This is a genomic window from Pantoea eucrina, from assembly GCF_002095385.1.
GTDB classification, from domain to species: Bacteria; Pseudomonadota; Gammaproteobacteria; order Enterobacterales; family Enterobacteriaceae; genus Pantoea; species Pantoea eucrina.
Genome location: NZ_MIPP01000059.1, coordinates 1 through 17,562 on the forward strand (window position 1 = coordinate 1; position 17,562 = coordinate 17,562).

The window sequence follows — 17,562 nt, forward strand, 5'->3', positions numbered from 1 at the left end:
TTTCGCTGTCGGCGTAGACCACGCTGCAGGCCATCCTCAAGCAGCGCGGCGACCACCGGGTGGCGCTCCAGCATCCGCACCCGGCACCCCAGCGCGGCAAGCACAAACGCATCGCGTCCGAGACCGGCCGTTGCGTCGACCACATCCGGCAGATAGCCGCCTTTGATGCCCACGCTTTGGCCACCGCTTCGCCGCGTCCGCCGCCAAATTTGCGCCGGTGCGCCATGGCACCGGAGACAAAATCGACAAAAATACCGCCCAGCTTAGGCTCATCGCGCTTGCGCAGCTCAAGATGCGCAGACGTGAGCACCAGCGCCAGCGGCGCGTTCTCATCCTGCTCAAGGCCCCAGCGCGTTGCCAGCTGTAATAAGGCGCCGTCTCCGGCGCCTGTTTCATCCACTAAACCGATTTTCACAAGCCGGTTTATCCCTGGATGCCGTAGCTTTTCAGCATGGCATCAAGCTGCGGCTCGCGGCCGCGGAAGCGTTTGAACAGCTCCATTGGCTCTTCAGCACCGCCGCGCGTCAGGATATTGTCAAGGAACGCCTGGCCGGTTTCGCGATTGAAAATGCCCTCATCGCTGAGGCGCGCCCACGCATCTGCTGCCAGCACATCGGCCCATAAATAGCTGTAGTAACCGGCGGCATATCCGCCTGCAAAGATATGGCTGAACGCATGCGGGAAGCGTCCCCACTGCGGCGATTCCACAACGGCAACCTGCTTCTTGACGGCATGCAGGGTATCCATAACCTTCGGCCCCTGCTGCGGGTCAAAACCTGTGTGAAGCTGCAGATCGAACAGGCCGAATTCAAGCTGACGCAGGATAAACAGCGCCGCATGGTAATTCTTCGCTTTCAGCATTTTTTCCAGCAGCTCGTCCGGCAGGGATGAACCGGTTTGGTAGTGACCGGAGATAAAATCCAGCGCATCCGGTTCCCAGCACCAGTTTTCCATAAACTGGCTCGGCAGTTCGACCGCATCCCACGGTACGCCGTTGATACCCGATATTCCCGGGACTTCAACCTGCGTCAGCATGTGATGCAGACCATGGCCAAATTCGTGGAACAGCGTGATAACTTCGTCGTGCGTAAACAGGGCAGGCTTATCCGACAGCGGCTGGCTGAAATTACAGGTCAGATAGGCGATAGGCTTCTGCAGGCTGCCGTCCGCCTTGCGCATTTTATCAACGCAATTATCCATCCAGGCACCACCGCGCTTATGCTCGCGCGCGTAGAGATCGAGATAGAAACTGCCGCGCAGTTCGCCGCTTTCATCAAACAGGTCGAAGAAGCGGACATCATGATGGTAGATCTCAACGCCCTTGCGCTCTTTAACGTTGATGCCGTAGATACGTTTTACGACTTCAAACAGGCCTTTTAATACGCGGGCTTCCGGAAAATAGGGACGCAGCTGTTCATCACTGATCGCGAAGAGATGCTGCTTCTGCTTTTCACTAAAATAGGTGATATCCCAGGGCTGCATGTTATCAACCCCGTACACCTCTTTAGCGAACTCACGCAGCTGCGCCAGCTCCTGCTCAGCCTGTGGACGGGCGCGTTTTGCCAGATCGCCCAGGAAGTCGATGACCTGAGACGGGTTGTCGGCCATTTTGGTTACCAGCGACTTATCCGCGTAGGAGTCGTAGCCAAGCAGCTGGGCCAGCTCGTGGCGCAGCGCCAGCTGCTCTTCCATTATCGGGCCATTATCCCATTTGCCTGCGTTGGGTCCCTGATCGGAAGCGCGCGTAGCGTACGCACGGTACATCTCTTCACGCAGGGCGGCGTTGTCGCAATAGGTGATAATTGGCAGATAGCTCGGGATATCCAGCGTCAGCAGCCAGCCCTCCTGCTTGCGTAGCTTAGCCTGCGCCTCGGCAGCGGCAAGCGCATCTTCAGGTACACCCGCCAGCTCCGCTTTATCGGTGACAAGTTTGGTCCAGCCCATGGTCGCATCCAGCACATTGTTGCTATAGGCTGAGCCCAGCTCTGACAGGCGCGCCATAATTTTGCCATAGCGCCGCTGCTTGTCTCTTTCCAGCCCGATGCCTGACAGCTCGAAATCACGCAGGCTGTTATCAATAGCGCGCTGCTGCTCCGGGCTGAGTGCAGCAAAGCCTTCGCTTTGCTTCAGGCTGCGATACGCCTTGTAGAGGCCCTCATGCTGTCCAACCCAGGTAGAATATTCAGAAAGCAGCGGCAGCACTTTGTCGAAGGCGTCGCGCAGATCGGGGTTATTTTTTACCGCATTCAGATGGCTGACAGGTGAAAATACGCGGCTCAGACGATCGTCTGCTTCTGCAATAGGCTGAACCAGGCTCTCCCAGGTGTAAGGCGCTCCCCGCGTTACCGCACGATCTACCGTATCACGGCACTCTTCAAGAACCTGAGTCACGGCAGGCACCACATGCTCGGGTTTAATGGCGGTAAAAGGGGGCAGGGTAAAAGGGGTAAGTAATGGGTTAGTCATAAGCGCGATCCTTTCATCATGGAATTATGGGCGCGAATACTCGCGCTACGCAATTTTACTAAAATGCGGGCGCCGGACATTAAAATCAATGCCGTAAAATGGAATAGAAGTAGGAAAAAACGCTCAAAATTGCATTTCCAGGCGCGATCTGGCAGCAAATTAAGCGTGAGCCTGAATCGGCCTGTCACTATTTTGCCGTGCCCTGCCCGCTTTCCCGCGGCTGGCCCGATGCGTACTGCGCTGCCGCAGCGCCGGGGCGGAGGCCGCAAAAGCCCAGCAATTTCTGTACGGTCCGGCTATAATCGCGCCATATTCAATCGTCAACTCCTTTGATCCAACTGCGGACCCCCATCTTTTATGCTGAGTTATCGCCACAGTTTTCACGCCGGCAACCACGCCGACGTGCTGAAACACACCGTTGAAAGCCTGATCCTCACCGCGCTCATGGAGAAGGATAAGCCCTTTCTCTATCTGGATACGCACGCGGGTGCCGGACGCTACCAGCTGAGCAGCGCGCACGCCGAGCGCACGGGTGAATATCTGGAAGGCATCGCCCGCATCTGGCAGCAGCCTGACGCGCCTGCGCTGCTGAAACCCTATCTGAACGCGGTGCGTAACCTGAATCCCGGTGGCACCCTGCGCTACTATCCAGGTTCACCGCTGATCGCCCGTTACCTGCTGCGCGAAGAGGATAAGCTGCAGCTGACCGAACTGCACCCCAGCGACTATCCGCTACTACGCACCGAGTTCAGCAAAGATGCGCGCGCGCGCGTGGAACGCGGCGATGGCTATCAGCAGCTGAAGGCGAAACTGCCACCGCCGGCGCGGCGCGGCCTGATCCTGATCGATCCCCCTTATGAGATGAAAAGCGACTACCAGGATGTGGTGAAAGGGATTCAGGAAGGCTATAAGCGCTTTGCTACCGGTATCTATGCGCTCTGGTATCCGGTGGTAATGCGCCAGCAAATCAAACATATGCTGCGCGATCTGGAAGCTACCGGTATCCGCAATATTCTGCAGATTGAGCTGGCGGTGCGTCCGGACAGCGACCAGCGCGGCATGACCGCCTCCGGCATGATCGTCATTAATCCGCCGTGGAAACTCAAAGCGCAGATGGAAGAGCTGCTGCCGTGGCTGCATAAAACGCTGGTCCCTGCCGGCACCGGGCACTATAGCGTGACGCAGGTAGTACCAGAGTAACCGCCCGGCGCGTTAAATCTCCACAACAGCAAAATCGTGTGCCAGTTCGGTTGCCGCAAACACCGACTGGCACTCCGCCAGCAGCTTGTCCCGATCTGCAGAGAGATAGCGCGAGCTGAAGTGCGTCGCGATCATACGCTTAACCCCCGCCTGCTGCGCCACGGCTGCCGCCTGCACCGTCGTTGAGTGACCGCGCCCGTTGGCCTTCTCCGCCATTGCTGCCTCAAGCGTGGTTTCATGCACCATGACATCGGCGTTGGCCGCCAGCGCCAGCGCGGCGTCGGTCGGCGCGGTATCGCCAAATATTGCCAGCACCTTACCTGGCGTCGCGGGCCCCAGATAGTCTGCGCCGTTAATTTCGCGCCCATCCTCCAGCCGGATAACTTTTCCCTGCTTTAGATCCTGATACCAGGGGCCGCGCGGCACGCCCTCTGCTTTAAGCCGTGCGGCATCCAGAAATCCGGGCTTATCATGCTGCTCAATGCGGTAGCCGTAGCACTCTACGACATGATTCATCGGATAAGCGGTCACCCGGAACTCGCCGTTATCCAGTACCAGACCCGCCTCAATCTCCACGATTTCCAGCGGATAAGTGGTCCATGAACTGCTCAGGCTCAGCGCGTTTTCAACAAATGCCTTCAGCCCCTCAGGGCCATACAGCGTCAGCGGATCGAGCATGCCCGCCATCGAGCGGCTGGTAAGCAGGCCCGGCAGGCCAAAAATGTGATCGCCATGCAGATGCGTAATGAAAATCTTCTCCAGTTTGCCGGGGCGAAGCGCCGAGCGCATAAACTGATGCTGCGTCGCCTCACCGCAGTCAAACAGCCAGGTGTCGCCACGCTTTGAGAGCGTCAGGGCGATCGCGCTGACATTGCGCTGTAAACTGGGCGCGCCCGCGCCGGTGCCTAAAAAAGTCAGATGCATAATAGCCTTACCTGTAAGCGAAACCTGGATTTCACTCTATCATAATCATAGGCGGAACCTTTGCGCCGCTCCGCCAGGTAGCGGTAAACTTTACGCCATATTTTCTCAACAGACGGAAACAACGGATGACCAGACATTTTGACTACCTCGCTATCGGCGGCGGCAGCGGCGGCATCGCCTCCATTAATCGTGCAGCCATGCACGGCCAGACGTGTGCGCTGATCGAAGCGAAAGAGCTGGGTGGCACCTGCGTTAACGTCGGTTGCGTGCCCAAAAAAGTGATGTGGCATGCGGCACAGATCGCCGAAGCCATTCATCTGTATGGACCCGATTACGGCTTTGATACTACGGTGAACCGCTTTGACTGGGCCACGCTGGTAAAGAACCGCAGCGCCTATATCGATCGCATTCACACCTCTTATGACAACGTGCTGGGCAAAAACAAAGTCGAAGTCATCAAAGGCTTTGCCCGCTTTGTGGATGCGCACACGGTGGAAGTTAATGGTGAAACGATCACCGCCGATCATATTCTGATCGCCACCGGCGGACGCCCGGTGCGCCCTGCTGTGCCAGGTGCCGAATATGGTATCGATTCTGACGGTTTCTTTGAGCTGGGATCCTTACCGCGGCGCGTGGCCGTAGTGGGCGCAGGCTATATCGCCGTCGAGCTGGCAGGCGTGGTCAACGCGCTGGGCGCGGAAACGCATCTGTTCGTGCGTAAACACGCTCCGCTGCGCAGTTTCGATCCGCTCCTGAGCGAAACGCTGGTGGAGGTGATGCAGGCGGAAGGCCCGCAGCTGCACACCGAAGCGACGCCTAAAGCCGTGGTTAAAAATGCTGACGGCAGCCTGACGCTGCAGCTGGAAAATGGCAGCGAACAGACGGTGGATTGCCTGGTCTGGGCTGTGGGACGTGAACCGGCAACCGATAATCTTAACCTTGACGTGACCGGCGTTGCGCTCGATGAGAAAGGCTATATCCGCGTCGATAAGTTTCAGAATACCAGCGTCGCAGGTATTTATGCGGTAGGAGATAACACCGGTGCCGTCGAGCTGACGCCGGTAGCGGTGGCGGCAGGCCGTCGTCTCTCTGAGCGTCTGTTTAACAACAAACCGGATGAGCATCTCGACTACAGCAATATTCCGACAGTGGTGTTCAGCCATCCGCCGATTGGCACGGTGGGCCTGACCGAACCGCAGGCGCGCGAGCAGTATGGTGATGACCAGGTGAAAGTCTATAAATCCTCTTTTACCGCCATGTACACCGCGGTCACGCAGCATCGCCAGCCGTGCCGCATGAAGCTGGTCTGCGTCGGCCCGGAAGAGAAGATTGTCGGTATTCACGGCATCGGCAGCGGCATGGATGAGATGCTGCAGGGCTTTGCCGTGGCGCTGAAGATGGGTGCCACGAAAAAAGATTTCGACAATACCGTGGCGATTCACCCCACCGCAGCGGAAGAGTTTGTGACGATGCGTTAACAAAAAGGCGCCCGGACGGGCGCCTTTTTTGATCGCCGTAGCCGGTTACCAGGAGACGGTAATTTTGCCAAAGTGGCTGGCGCCCTGCTGATGGCGGAACGCCGCCGGCAGATCGTCAAGCGCCGCAAAATGCTCACCAATCACCGGCCGCATCGCAATCTGCTCCAGCGCCCGCACAAACTCCTGCTGCTGCCGGCGATGGCCCACTATCAGCCCCTGGATCCGCGCCTGCTTCGCCATCAACAGCGAGGTCGGGATCACGCCTTCATGGCCGGTCAGTACGCCAATCAGCGCGATATGTCCGCCGATACGCACCGCTTTGATCGACTCTGCCATGGTGCCCGGTCCGCCCAGCTCAATCACCACGTCCGCACCGATCCCATCCGTCAGCTGCTGTACTTCGCTGCCCCACCCGGGCGTGGTGCGGTAGTTAATGCCGGCATCGGCGCCCAGCTCGCGCGCACGCGCCAGCTTCTCATCAGAGGATGAGGTGACAATCACCCGCGCGCCCATCGCTTTAGCGATCTGCAGTGCGGTAATGGAGACGCCGCCGGTGCCGAGCGTAACGATAGTATCGCCCGCCTTGATCTGCGCATCGCCTACCAGCGCCCGCCACGCCGTCAGCCCGGAGGTGGTGATAGTGGCCGCTTCAGCATGGCTCCAGCCGCGCGGCGCCAGGGTGAAGTGATGCGCCGGGCGCACCACGGTTTCCGCGGCAAAGCCCTGCGCGCCATCTCCCGGCGTGCGGGTGAAGTCGCCCACGCGGGCGTAAGGCAGGCCATCCTGCCACTGCGGGAAAAAGCAGGAAACCACGTGGTCGCCGGGGCGGAATTCGCTGACGCTGCTGCCCACCGCCTCCACGACGCCGGCGCCGTCCGCCATCATAATGCGCCCCGCTTCGGTCGGGATCGATCCGTCGGCAACCAGCAGATCGTGATAATTAAGTGAGGTGGCGTGGATACGGACGCGGACCTCGTCAGCGGCGGGCTTGCCGGGATCGGGCAGATCCACCAGCCGCAGATTATCCAGCCCGCCGGGCTGGTTAAGAATCATCGCTTTCATTCGCTTTTCTCCTGTCAGGACACAATAACGCGTTACCAGGCTTTTCGCGGAAAGCCCCTTCCTTTTAGGTAGGGGATGCAGAGCGAAGCGCCCGCAAGGGCGCTAATGAGGGCGGCTCTGATCCTCAATATATTTTTTTATCACTTCAGGGGGCGCACCGCCCACGGTTCCAGCGAAATAAGACGGCGACCAGAGCGCGTCTGACTTCCACGCGGGCTTATGCAATTCAGGATGATGCAATTTCATCTTGCGACTGCTAACCCCTTTCAGGCTATTAACCAGCTTGCTGATCGCCACCTTCGGCGGGAAGTTAAGCAGAATATGAACGTGATCCGCCCCCCCGTTAAACTCCACAACTTCGCATTCAAATTGTTCGCATACGTTGCGAATTATCTTTTCCAGCGTTTCCAGTTGCACGGCGTTAAACACCTTGCCCCGATACTTAGTGATAAAGATTAAATGGCAGTGCAGCACAAAGACACAATGCCGCCCCGTTCGATAAGTTAACTCCATAGACCAACCTTGTAAACATGCTTCAAATTGCGTAGTGTAGCGAACTATGAATGTTAAGACCAAAACCTTATCAGTCAGAGTTAAAGACAAACACGCCGCTTTATTGCGCCAAATGGCGTATGAGGTGAATCAGATCTTTAATCTGGCAAACGAGATAACCAGCAAGGCATATAGCAATGCTGGCGAGTTTGGTGCGCAGGTTCCAAAGTGGCTAACCGCATATGATGTTCAAAAGCAGACCGCCGGACTCCGCAAGGAAAAAGGCTATCTGATCGATAGCGCCAGCATTCAGGAAGTGATCGCCGTCCACGGCAAAGCCCGCAAGCAGTTTAAACGGGCAAAATTGCGCTGGCGTATCAGCGGCGGATCTAAACGCTCGTTAGGCTGGATTCCGTTTAAAGTCGGTTTTGCGAAGTGGCAAAATGGGCAAGTTAAGTTTGCTGGCAAGCTGTTTAAAGTGTGGGATTCATACGGCTTGAGCGCCTATAAATTCCGCGCGGGTAGCTTCTCCGAAGATAGCCGGAGGCGCTGGTATTTCAACGTAGCAGTAGACTACACCGCACAGCCAACCGAAGGCGTTAGCGCCGTTGGTATCGACTTAGGGTTAAAGGATATTGCTACCACGTCAGACGGTGAAAAGCTGGCGGCGGGGCGGTTCTATCGTGATCTTGAATCGTCGTTAGGCAAGGCACAACGGGCGAACAAAAAGCGCCGTGTGAAGCTATATACGCCAAAATTAAAAACCGTCGCAAAGACGCATTGCACAAATTCAGTACAGCTATTGTGAATGCGAATGCGGCGATCTTCGTGGGCGACGTGAGCACCAGCAAGCTAATCAAAACAAAGATGGCAAAAAGCGTTTTAGACGCTGGCTGGTCAATGCTCAAAACACAACTGGAATATAAAGCGATTGCGCGATCAGCCGTGTTTCAGGTAGTCAACGAAAGCTATTCCACCCAGGCTTGTTCGTGTTGTGGGGCGCTATCCCCCAACAGTCCGAAAGGTAGAGCAGGCTTGCGAATAAGAGTATGGACTTGTAGCGAGTGCGGAACGCTACATGATCGCGATGTGAACGCGTCAAAGAATATACTCGCGGCGGGGCATCGCCGTCTGGCTGTAGGAATCCCCGCCCTTTAGGGCGGGGAGGATGTCAACGGTTACTGAGTGTGGCAGTGCAACAGCATTCCCGCCTGGTAGGGTGTGCGGCAGGTGCGCCGCAGCGATCAGCTCAGTTTATCGAGCCAGCGCACATACGCCTGGTCCCAGAGCGCAGCAGGCGTGCCCGCTTTACCCAGGCCAAATCCGTGCCCGCCGCTGCTGAGCTCAATCAGCTCAACCGGTACGCGCATGCGCCGGCAGACGTCGCGCATCAGTTCGGTGTTGTAAGGATTAGAGGTGCGATCGTCCTCTGCCTGGGCGAGAAACGTCGGCGGATAGGCGCGGGTAACATAGTTTTGCACGGACCAGTTCGCCGCCTGGGTCGCGGTGGCGTGCGCTCCCACCATCATCAGGCGGGTCTGCGTATGCTGAAACGGCGCTTCCAGCGTGATCACCGGGTAGATAAGCCCCACGCTGCTGGCTGAAGGCACGATCTCATCCAGCGCGTCCTGCTGCGGATAAGTGCGAAAGTCAGGTCGCGCGGCGGCCATGCCCAGCAGATGGCCGCCGGCCGAAAAGCCGAGCAGGTGCACTTTCGACTCCATCGCGCGCACCATGCGAATGGCGCGCTGTGCATCCTGCAGCGGTGCCAGATTGCCCGCCTGCCACTTTTCACCGGGCAGGCGATAGCTCAGCACATAGGCGGTATATCCATTGGCATTCAGCCAGCGCGCCACCGGCCACGCCTCCCGGCCCATGCCGATGAAGCGATAGCCACCGCCCGCGGCAATCAGTACCGCCTCGCCGTTGGGGTTTTCCGGACGAAAGCGCTGGATAGCGGGTGAAACGATATTGGTCCATGAGCCTTTAGTATTGACCCTTAACAGGCCGGACGGACCGCCTCCACCCGGCGGCTCATCCGGCCAGAGCGGAATGATGTCATCACGGGCAAACAGCTTGCCGGTGGTCATCGCGAGAACGGTTGCCCCGCTCGCCTGTAAAAAACGACGACGTGTCATCATGTTGCGTGCCAGCCACTCTCAGGAAACACCCGGCCACGGGTCAGATTATTGGTGTGACGAAAGTCTGATTTCTATCCGGCGATAATGTACGCATTCCGCACCAAAAAGCCATAAAAAAACGCGCCATAAAAGGCGCGTATAACGTGATGGCTGCCGCTGCTGCCGCGGTGGCACATACCGCAAAGCGGCGGCTTAATCCTGCTGCTGAAACTGCGTCATGACGGTCTGCTCGCACTGCTGCTGATCGTGGCGCAGCTTACCGCGCTCCTCTTCGCCGAGTTCCAGCCAGCCGTTGATCACTTCCTGCGCGATCTCTTCATCAAATTCAGTCTTGTTCATGGCAGAAGGTGACTGGCTGGCGGCCATTTGCGCCTTCAGCTTGGCGGTATAGCTCTCCATGTCACCGGTTTTCTGTTCGCTGCTGACCAGATGGCAGAGCTGGCCGGCGTAGACATTTTCCTGCGCATCCGCATCTGCCGCCAGCGCGCTGGCGGAAAGGGTTAAGCCCGTCAGGGCAATCAATAAGCGTTTCATAAAGGCTCCTGTTGTTTCCGGAAACTCAGGTTTCATCCTGTTGCGTGCGTGCCGCCTGGCGGGCAGCACGCCAGTTTAAAAGCGGTGTCACCGTGATACCGTGCAGCACCACGCTGCATACTACAATGGTCAGGGCCATATCCACCATCTGCTGCGCTTCAGCGCCCTGCAGGCCGTGCACCCAGGCAAAAGCGATATAGTTGATACTGCCGATCCCGCGAATGCCGAGCCAGCCAATCAGCAGCCGGCGCGCGCGCGGCATTTCGCAGCGCCAGGTGGTGAGCCAGACCGCCAGCGGTCGCACCACGACAAACAGCAGCAGCGCCAGGCCGATGCCCATCGGATTCCAGTGGTGCGCCAGCGTAATGCCCAGCACCACCATCAGCGCGGCAGCCAGCAGGCGCTCTACCGTATCGCCAAATGAGAGCGCATCGCCAATGACCAGACCCACGGACTTAACCATGCCGCCGCCGCTCTGCCGCACGCGCTGATTAGGATTCACCATGACTTCAGCCGGCAGATGCTGCTTCTCCTCCGGCAGATCTTCCAGCGGAAAACAGCGCGTGACGCGCAGTTCAGCGCGCCGCAGGCCGACGCCTGCAGCAAAGGTTGCCAGGAAGCCGGAGGCATCCAGCGCCTGCGAGGCGGCATAGCTGAACGCAATAAGCGCCAGCGCGAGAAAATCGTTTGGCGCCACATCGTCGTGCGCGCTGCGCAGCCGCGCCGCGAGCTGGCCGATAACGCGCCCCAGCAGATAGCCAATTGCAATACCCCCGCCAATAGACCAGAGCACATCCAGCGTCGCCCACTCCCCCAGGCTGGCGAGATCAAAGCCTTCCGGGCGCATCAGCAGCAGCGCCAGGATCAGCAGCGGCAGCGCCGAGCCATCGTTCATTCCCGCCTCGCTGGAGAGCGCAACGCGCAGCGCATCATCATCGCGCGCATCGTTGACTGAAATCAGGCTGGCCAGCACCGGATCGGTTGGCGCAACAATGGCGCCAAACGCCAGCGACAGCGGCCAGTTAAAGCCGGTGATCCAGTGCACTAGGCACGCCATACCGCCTACCGTCAGCAGCATCGCCGGAAACGCCAGCCGCAGTCCGACCCGCCAGGCGTGCGCTTTCAGCGGCAGGCGCAGCTTCAGACCGGTGATAAACAGCGACGCGGCCATGGTGATTTCGGTGATATGCGCCACCAGCTCAGAGTGACCAACAATATCGATACGCAGCAGGTCCAGCACCCAGGGACCGCAGATAACCCCGGCGATAAGATAGAGGCCAAATGAGGTCACCGGCCCGCGGTGGATCCAGCCGGAGGCCAGTGACATGATCAGTAACAGACCGCCGACAACGGCGGTCCAGGCAAGGAAATTCATAACGCTCCGCTTTTCAAAAACATAACTCCCTTAAGCCTGGCACAGGATTGGAAATTAGTGTCTGAGATGCGCACTGCCCAGGCGTACCAGCAGCGCCAGCAGCGCCGCCGTCGTTGCCAGCGTGACCACGCCGTTCCAGCCAAAATGCGCCAGCGCCAGGCTGCCGAGGACCGCGCCGGCGGCCATGCCGACAAACACCACGGTAAACATCAGGGCATTCAGGCGGCTGCGCGCCTCAGGTGCCAGGCTGTAGACCAGCGCCTGGTGCGCCACCAGCGTCGCCTGCACCCCCAGATCAAATCCCACCGCACTCAGGATAATCACGCCCGGCTGCGCCGGCAGCGGCAGCAGCGGCAGCAGGAACATCAGCGCGAACGACACCATCACCAGCGCAGAGCCATACTGCGTCACCCGCGCCGGACCGATGCGATCGGCTACGCTGCCGGCCAGCGGAGCAGCCAGCGCCCCTGCCGCGCCCGCCAGGCCAAACGCACCCGCGATGGCACTGTCGAAATGAAAGCGCTCGCTCAGCATCAGCGCCAGCGTTGACCAGAAGGCGCTGAATCCCACCGATAGCAGCCCCTGTGCCAGCGCGGCGCGGCGCAGCGTCTGATGCTGACGCCACAGCTGCGCCAGCGACAGCAGCAGGCGCGGATAGCTGACGGCGGTACCGGGTGTGAAGCGCGGCAGCACGCGCCAGAGCGCCAGCGTCATCAGCAGCATGGCACCCGCAGCGATAAAATAGAGCGTGCGCCAGCCGGCATACTCCGCCACCAGGCCGCTGATCACGCGCGACAGCAGAATGCCCGCCAGCAGCCCGGTCATTACCACGCCAACCGTCTTGCCCCGGCGATGCTCCGGTGCCAGCGCGGCAGAGGCGGGCACAATATCCTGCGCGACGGTAGCGGTCAGCCCGGTGACAAAGCTGGCGATCAGCAGCGCGCCGATTCCGCCAGCAAAGCCACACAGCAGCAGCGACGCCACCAGCAGAAGCCCCTTAATCAGAATAATGGTCCGCCGGTCATGGCGATCGCCCAGCGGGGCCAGCAGCAGGATCCCCAGCGCATAGCCCGCCTGCGTCAGCATCGGCACCATACCGGTGCTGCTGATGCCGGTATTAAACGTTTTACTGATGATGTCCAGCATGGGCTGACTGTAGTAGATAGAGGCGACGCTCAGGCCGGCACCGGCGGCAAGCGTAAACAGCAGCGGAGCGGGAAGCGTTTCTGCGCGACGGGCAGATGACGATAAAACAGACATAGGTGGCTCTCCTGAAAAGTTGCGCCTATTAAAGCGCGCGGCAGCCATACGCGGTAGAGTGTGGCAGGACACAACCGTTATACGTGGCACGTATGAATAACCTGACCAGCACCGATCGTATTGCCCTGATGCAGACCTTTATCCGTATCGTTGAGAGTGGCTCCCTCTCCGCCGCCGCGCGACAGCTTAATACCACCCAGCCCACCGTCAGCCGCCGGCTGCAGGCGCTGGAGCACTATCTCGGCCTGAAGCTGATACTGCGCACCACCCATGCGCTCAAGCTGACCGATGACGGGGAGCGCTGCTATACGCAGGCGCGCCAGCTGCTGGCAACGTGGTATGCGCTGGAGGATGAACTGACCGGCTCGCATGACGAACCGGCGGGCACGCTGCGGGTGCGCGCACCACACGCTTTCGGGCAGGATCAGCTGATTACGCCGCTGGTCGCCTGGCTGGAGCGCTATCCGCGTCTGAATGTAGAGTGGATGCTTAACGATCGCACGCCGGACTTTATCAGTGAAAACGTGGACTGTGCGATTCAGGTCGGTGCGCCGGACGATCCGGGCATAGTGGCCGTGCTGCTGGCGGAAGTGCCGCGTATTGTAGTGGCAGCGCCGGCGCTGCTGGCCGCCCATCCGCCCGTGACGCAGGCAGAAGAACTGACACAGCTGCCGTGGCTGGCGCTGACCAGCTTTTATCGCAATGAGATTGCGCTGCAGCGCGTCAGCGATAGCGCAATGGTGAACCTGGCGATCGCGCCGCGGCTCGCCAGCGACAGCCTTTATGCGGTGCGCAAGGCCGCGCTGGCCGGAATGGGCGTGGCGCTGGTTTCATCGTGGGTGGTACAGGACGATCTGGAGAGCGGCGCGCTGGTGCAGCTGCTGCCGGCGTGGCAGGCGCCGCCGCTGCCGGTCTGGCTGACCTACCCGTGGGCCAGCTACTATCCGGCAAGGCTGCGCCATTTTTTTACGCTGATTAAAACGGTCATGCCGCAGCTGCTCGGCACCCGCCCCCCGGCACGCTGAGCAGATCAGCCAGCGTGCTTTTTCTCCATTTTTGACATGTTATCCAGCCAGCCCATAACAAACGCGGAGAGCACAAAGGTCAGATGGATGATCACGTACCACATCAGCTTGTCGTTGGCGACGTTGCGCGCATCCATAAAGATACGCAGCAGATGGATAGAGGAGATCGCCACAATGGAGGCGGCGACTTTATTTTTAAGCGAGCCGGAGTCCATCTTGCCCAGCCAGCTCAGCTTCTCTTTGTGTTCGGCGATATCGAGCTTCGAGACAAAGTTTTCATAGCCGGAGAGCATCACCATCACCAGCAGCCCTCCGACCAGTGTCATGTCAACCAGCGACAGCAGCAGCAGGATCAGATCGTTTTCCGCAATGCTGAGGATGTTCGGCAGCAGATGGAAAATTTCCTGAAAAAATTTAACGGTCAGCGCCAGCAGGCCCAGCGAAAGTCCAATGTAAACCGGTGCCAGCAGCCAGCGGGATGAATACATCAGGTTTTCGGTAAAACGTTCCATAAGTTTCCATAAGTTAGCAGCGAAGCTGCCGAGTATACCCGAACTTGTGTGAAGTTATTTAAGTGCGGCCTCGGAAATTTCCGGCGGCGCCGGGAGCGGGAGCGACAGACGAAACTCAGCGCCGCCGCTGGCACGGTTTTCCGCCCAGATGCGTCCGCGATGCGCTTCAGTGATGGTCTTGCTGATCGCCAGCCCCAGTCCGACCCCCGGTACGGCAGACTCTTTATCACCCCGGGCAAACTTTTCAAAAATCTGCGTCAGGCTGTCGCCCGCGATGCCCGGCCCGCTGTCCCAGACGCCAATCTCCAGCCTGCTGCCGTCGCGCCAGGCGCGAATACCGTGCTGCGCCGCGTTACCGGCATACTTCAGGCTGTTCTCAATCAGATTGGAAAATACCCGCTCCAGCATCGCGCTGTCGCCTTTAATCAGTACCAGCTCGGACGGCAGCGCCAGCTCAAACGCGTGACCTTTAAGCATCGGCCCCATGCTGCGCAGCGCGCCATCGATCACCTCATCCAGCGCCACCCACTCTTCGCGCAGCTGCAGGCCGCCGGACTGAATGCGCGCCATATCCAGCATATTGCTGACCAGACGAATCGTGCTCAGCGTCTGTTCACGGATCTGGCCGGCCTGCGCGACAAACGGCGACTGCGCATGCGCCAGATCGAGCATCAGCATCTCTGCCTGACCAAACAGCACCGTCAGCGGCGTGCGTAAATCGTGTGACAGAGCCGATAGCAGCGCATTGCGCAGCTGCTCGCGCTCTGCTGCGAGGCGCGAAGCCGCTTCGCTCTGCGTCAGCGCCATGCGCTCCAGCGCGTTGGCGATCAGCACGGTAAACGTCTCCACCAGCCGCTGCTGCTCCGGGATCATCAGCTGGCGCAGGTTCTCCGGCTCAACCACCAGCAGACCCCGGCACTGCTGGCCGCTCTTCAGCGGAACAATCTGGTAGGGCACGGCCGGCAGCGTATCGGTACCGGCGCCGGCAGGCTGACCTTTGCTGTAGCTCCATTTTGCGATTCCGGCATCGGGCGGCGTGCCGCGTAAGTCCGGTCCGGTTGCCTGCAGCTCCCCCTGCTCATCGGGCAGCAGCAGCTGACTGCGCGCCTGCAGCGTCACCTCAATCACTCGCTGTGCGGTAGCGGCAATATCCTGCGGCGTCAGCGCGCTGCCGAGCGATTTCGCCATTTCATAGAGGTAGCGGGCGCGCTGCTCGCGATAGCGCGCCACCCTGGCCTGGTAGCGCACCCCGGCGGTGAGATTCCCGACGATCACGCCGACCGCCAGCATCACGCCAAAGGTAACCAGATACTGCAGGTCAGAGACGGCGACGGTGCCGGTGGGCGCGACAAACATCAGATCAAACGCGACGATATTGATCACGGTGGCAAACACCGAGGGCCAGCGCCCGTAGCGCAGTGCCACCAGCACGACCGACAGCAGATAGATCATGACGGCGTTGGCGCTGTCGAACTCTGCAAGCAGGCCGCGTCCGATAAACGTCACCGCGAGGCAGAGCAGCAGCGCCATGATGCAGCCGCGCAGCCGCAGCCGCCACTTATCGCTGCTGACCGGTTTGCTGCTGGTCGCATGCAGCGCCGGGCGCAGCGGCTCATCCAGCGCCACGACCAGCAGATCGAGATCCGGCCCCAGCTCGCCGAGACGCTGGGCGAAGCTGTCGCGGCGGAAGCGCCGGTGCGGCTGGCGTCCGGCGACAATTTTGCCCAGATTATGCTCCCGCGCGTAGCGCAGCACCGCGCGCACCTCATCGGGATCGGCGAGCGTGGCCGTTTCCGCGCCCAGCTCCTGCGCCAGCTGTAGCGTACGCAGGATCGCGCGCCGCTGCGCCTCCGGCAGGCGATGCAGGCGCGGGGTTTCCACATAAACGGCGTGCCAGACGCTGCCGAGCCGCGCGGCCAGACGTGCGGCGGTTCGCACCAGCTTTTCGCTGCCGGTATCATCACCAATACAGAGCAGAATTGCATCCCGCGTATGCCAGACCCGATCGCGTCCCTGCTGGTCACGCCAGGCGCGCATCTGATCGTCCACGCGATCGGCGGTGCGACGCAGCGCCAGTTCACGCAGCGCAAACAGATTGCCTTTGCGGAAAAAGTTTTCAATCGCGCGCTCGGCCCGGTCGCCGACGTAGACTTTGCCCTCTTTCAGCCGCTGACGCAGATCGTCCGGCGGCAGGTCCACCAGCACTACCTCATCCGCGCTGTCAAAAAAGGGATCGGGCACGGTTTCGCGCACCTGAATTCCGGTGATACCGGCTACTACGTCATTGAGGCTTTCGAGGTGCTGCACGTTTACCGTGGTGATGACATCGATGCCGGCATCAAGCAGCTCGTCAATATCCTGCCAGCGTTTGGGATGGCGCGCGCCTGAACGTTGGTATGCGCCAGCTCATCCATCAGGATCACCGCCGGATGACGCGCCAGCGCCGCATCCAGATCGAACTCCGTGTGGTGCGAGCGACCGGTGGTGCGACGCGGCAGCAGCGTCAGGCCATTCAGCAGCGCGGCCGTTTCTGCGCGATTGTGGGTTTCCACGATACCGGCCAGCACATCCAGCCCCTGCGCGCGCAGCCGCTGCGCCTCCTGCAGCATCGCAAAGGTTTTGCCCACGCCGGCACAGGCGCCAAAATAGATTTTCAGCTTGCCGCGATGGCTGTCGCTATGGCTGAGCAGCAGCGCATCGGGGTCCGGACGAGGCAGTTCATCATTCATGTCGTTCAAATAGTGAATTCCGTACGATCAGTGAAAGGGTCGCCATACATGGCGACCCTGCGTTGCAGGGTGCGCATTTATGCGCACCGAATGTGCCTCATCCCTGCAAATTATCCAGCGCCATATTGAGCCGCAGCACGTTCACCGTCTCTTCGCCGATAAACGGCAGCAGCGGACGCCCGGTGTTACGCGCAATCAGCGCCTCAACGTCTTTCAGCGTCATATTGCGCGCTGCCGCAATGCGCGGCGCCTGCCACAGCGCGGCTTCAGGAGAGATATCCGGATCCAGGCCGCTGCCTGAAGCGGTGACCAGCTCCACCGGCACCGCTGACGGCGCCTGCGGATTCGCCGCCCGCAGCGCGGC

Annotated in this window: 15 protein-coding genes and 2 pseudogenes; 5 read left to right on the top strand and 12 right to left on the bottom strand. The window is 59.8% G+C overall.

Annotated features, from left to right (window positions below):
• Both HA43_RS17305 and prlC read right to left on the bottom strand, forming a co-directional pair.
• Positions 1-310, bottom strand: a pseudogene (locus HA43_RS17305) (class I SAM-dependent methyltransferase); the annotation flags it as partial.
• Positions 311-423: 113 nt separating this feature from the next.
• Positions 424-2,466, bottom strand: coding sequence for an oligopeptidase A (prlC, locus tag HA43_RS17310; RefSeq protein WP_094112213.1), 2,043 nt, complete (start codon positions 2,464-2,466; stop codon positions 424-426).
• Positions 2,467-2,823: 357 nt separating this feature from the next.
• Between prlC and HA43_RS17315 the strand changes: the two genes are divergently transcribed.
• Positions 2,824-3,666: a 23S rRNA (adenine(2030)-N(6))-methyltransferase RlmJ gene (locus tag HA43_RS17315; RefSeq protein ID WP_039381025.1), complete on the top strand. Its 843-nt coding sequence runs from the start codon at positions 2,824-2,826 to the stop codon at positions 3,664-3,666.
• Positions 3,667-3,678: 12 nt separating this feature from the next.
• On the opposite strand, the gene rnz is transcribed toward HA43_RS17315, so the two are convergent.
• Positions 3,679-4,590: a ribonuclease Z gene (gene rnz / locus HA43_RS17320; protein WP_094112214.1), complete on the bottom strand. Its 912-nt coding sequence runs from the start codon at positions 4,588-4,590 to the stop codon at positions 3,679-3,681.
• A 125-nt stretch (positions 4,591-4,715) separates the two neighbouring features.
• Here rnz and gorA point away from each other — a divergent pair, with 125 nt between their 5' ends.
• A complete protein-coding gene (gene gorA / locus HA43_RS17325) occupies positions 4,716-6,068 on the top strand; it encodes a glutathione-disulfide reductase (RefSeq protein ID WP_094112215.1) in 1,353 nt (450 codons plus the stop codon).
• Between the two features lie 45 nt (positions 6,069-6,113).
• Here the strand turns inward: gorA and HA43_RS17330 are convergent, their stop codons facing one another.
• Positions 6,114-7,130 carry a zinc-dependent alcohol dehydrogenase family protein gene (locus HA43_RS17330; protein ID WP_094112216.1) on the bottom strand — a complete coding sequence of 339 codons (1,017 nt, stop codon included), beginning with the start codon at positions 7,128-7,130 and terminating at the stop codon, positions 6,114-6,116.
• Positions 7,131-7,232: 102 nt separating this feature from the next.
• Complete coding sequence (tnpA, locus tag HA43_RS17335; protein WP_094112217.1) at positions 7,233-7,643, bottom strand: IS200/IS605 family transposase; 411 nt, start codon at positions 7,641-7,643, stop codon at positions 7,233-7,235.
• A 46-nt stretch (positions 7,644-7,689) separates the two neighbouring features.
• Here tnpA and HA43_RS19325 point away from each other — a divergent pair, with 46 nt between their 5' ends.
• Together HA43_RS19325 and HA43_RS19330 are read left to right on the top strand one after the other, a co-directional pair.
• The gene (locus HA43_RS19325) at positions 7,690-8,430 is read left to right on the top strand and encodes a transposase (protein WP_280173577.1); all 741 of its coding nucleotides are present in this window, start codon (positions 7,690-7,692) and stop codon (positions 8,428-8,430) included.
• Positions 8,403-8,780: an RNA-guided endonuclease InsQ/TnpB family protein gene (locus HA43_RS19330; RefSeq protein ID WP_280173578.1), complete on the top strand. Its 378-nt coding sequence runs from the start codon at positions 8,403-8,405 to the stop codon at positions 8,778-8,780. Before HA43_RS19325 ends, HA43_RS19330 begins: the two co-directional genes overlap by 28 nt.
• Before the next feature lie 86 nt (positions 8,781-8,866).
• Here HA43_RS19330 and HA43_RS17345 read toward each other — a convergent pair whose 3' ends face one another.
• From HA43_RS17345 to HA43_RS17360, 4 genes are all read right to left on the bottom strand, one after another.
• A complete protein-coding gene (locus tag HA43_RS17345; protein ID WP_039381033.1) occupies positions 8,867-9,763 on the bottom strand; it encodes an alpha/beta hydrolase in 897 nt (298 codons plus the stop codon).
• Between the two features lie 192 nt (positions 9,764-9,955).
• A complete protein-coding gene (locus HA43_RS17350) occupies positions 9,956-10,297 on the bottom strand; it encodes a hypothetical protein (RefSeq protein WP_039381035.1) in 342 nt (113 codons plus the stop codon).
• A gap of 25 nt (positions 10,298-10,322) precedes the next feature.
• Positions 10,323-11,672 (bottom strand): cation:proton antiporter, encoded by a 1,350-nt coding sequence (locus HA43_RS17355; RefSeq protein ID WP_094112218.1) that lies wholly within the window; start codon positions 11,670-11,672, stop codon positions 10,323-10,325.
• A gap of 54 nt (positions 11,673-11,726) precedes the next feature.
• Positions 11,727-12,932, bottom strand: coding sequence for an MFS transporter (locus tag HA43_RS17360; protein ID WP_094112219.1), 1,206 nt, complete (start codon positions 12,930-12,932; stop codon positions 11,727-11,729).
• A 92-nt stretch (positions 12,933-13,024) separates the two neighbouring features.
• Between HA43_RS17360 and HA43_RS17365 the strand changes: the two genes are divergently transcribed.
• Complete coding sequence (locus HA43_RS17365) at positions 13,025-13,957, top strand: LysR family transcriptional regulator (RefSeq protein WP_039381040.1); 933 nt, start codon at positions 13,025-13,027, stop codon at positions 13,955-13,957.
• A gap of 5 nt (positions 13,958-13,962) precedes the next feature.
• Here the strand turns inward: HA43_RS17365 and HA43_RS17370 are convergent, their stop codons facing one another.
• The 3 genes and pseudogenes from HA43_RS17370 to HA43_RS17380 form a co-directional block, all read right to left on the bottom strand.
• Positions 13,963-14,469, bottom strand: a complete 507-nt coding sequence (locus HA43_RS17370; RefSeq protein ID WP_039381043.1) for a TIGR00645 family protein — start codon at positions 14,467-14,469, stop codon at positions 13,963-13,965.
• Between the two features lie 54 nt (positions 14,470-14,523).
• A pseudogene (kdpD, locus tag HA43_RS17375) lies at positions 14,524-17,198 on the bottom strand (two-component system sensor histidine kinase KdpD).
• Between the two features lie 97 nt (positions 17,199-17,295).
• Positions 17,296-17,562: potassium-transporting ATPase subunit C (locus HA43_RS17380; RefSeq protein ID WP_128083827.1), on the bottom strand; the 267-nt coding region annotated here is incomplete at its 5' end.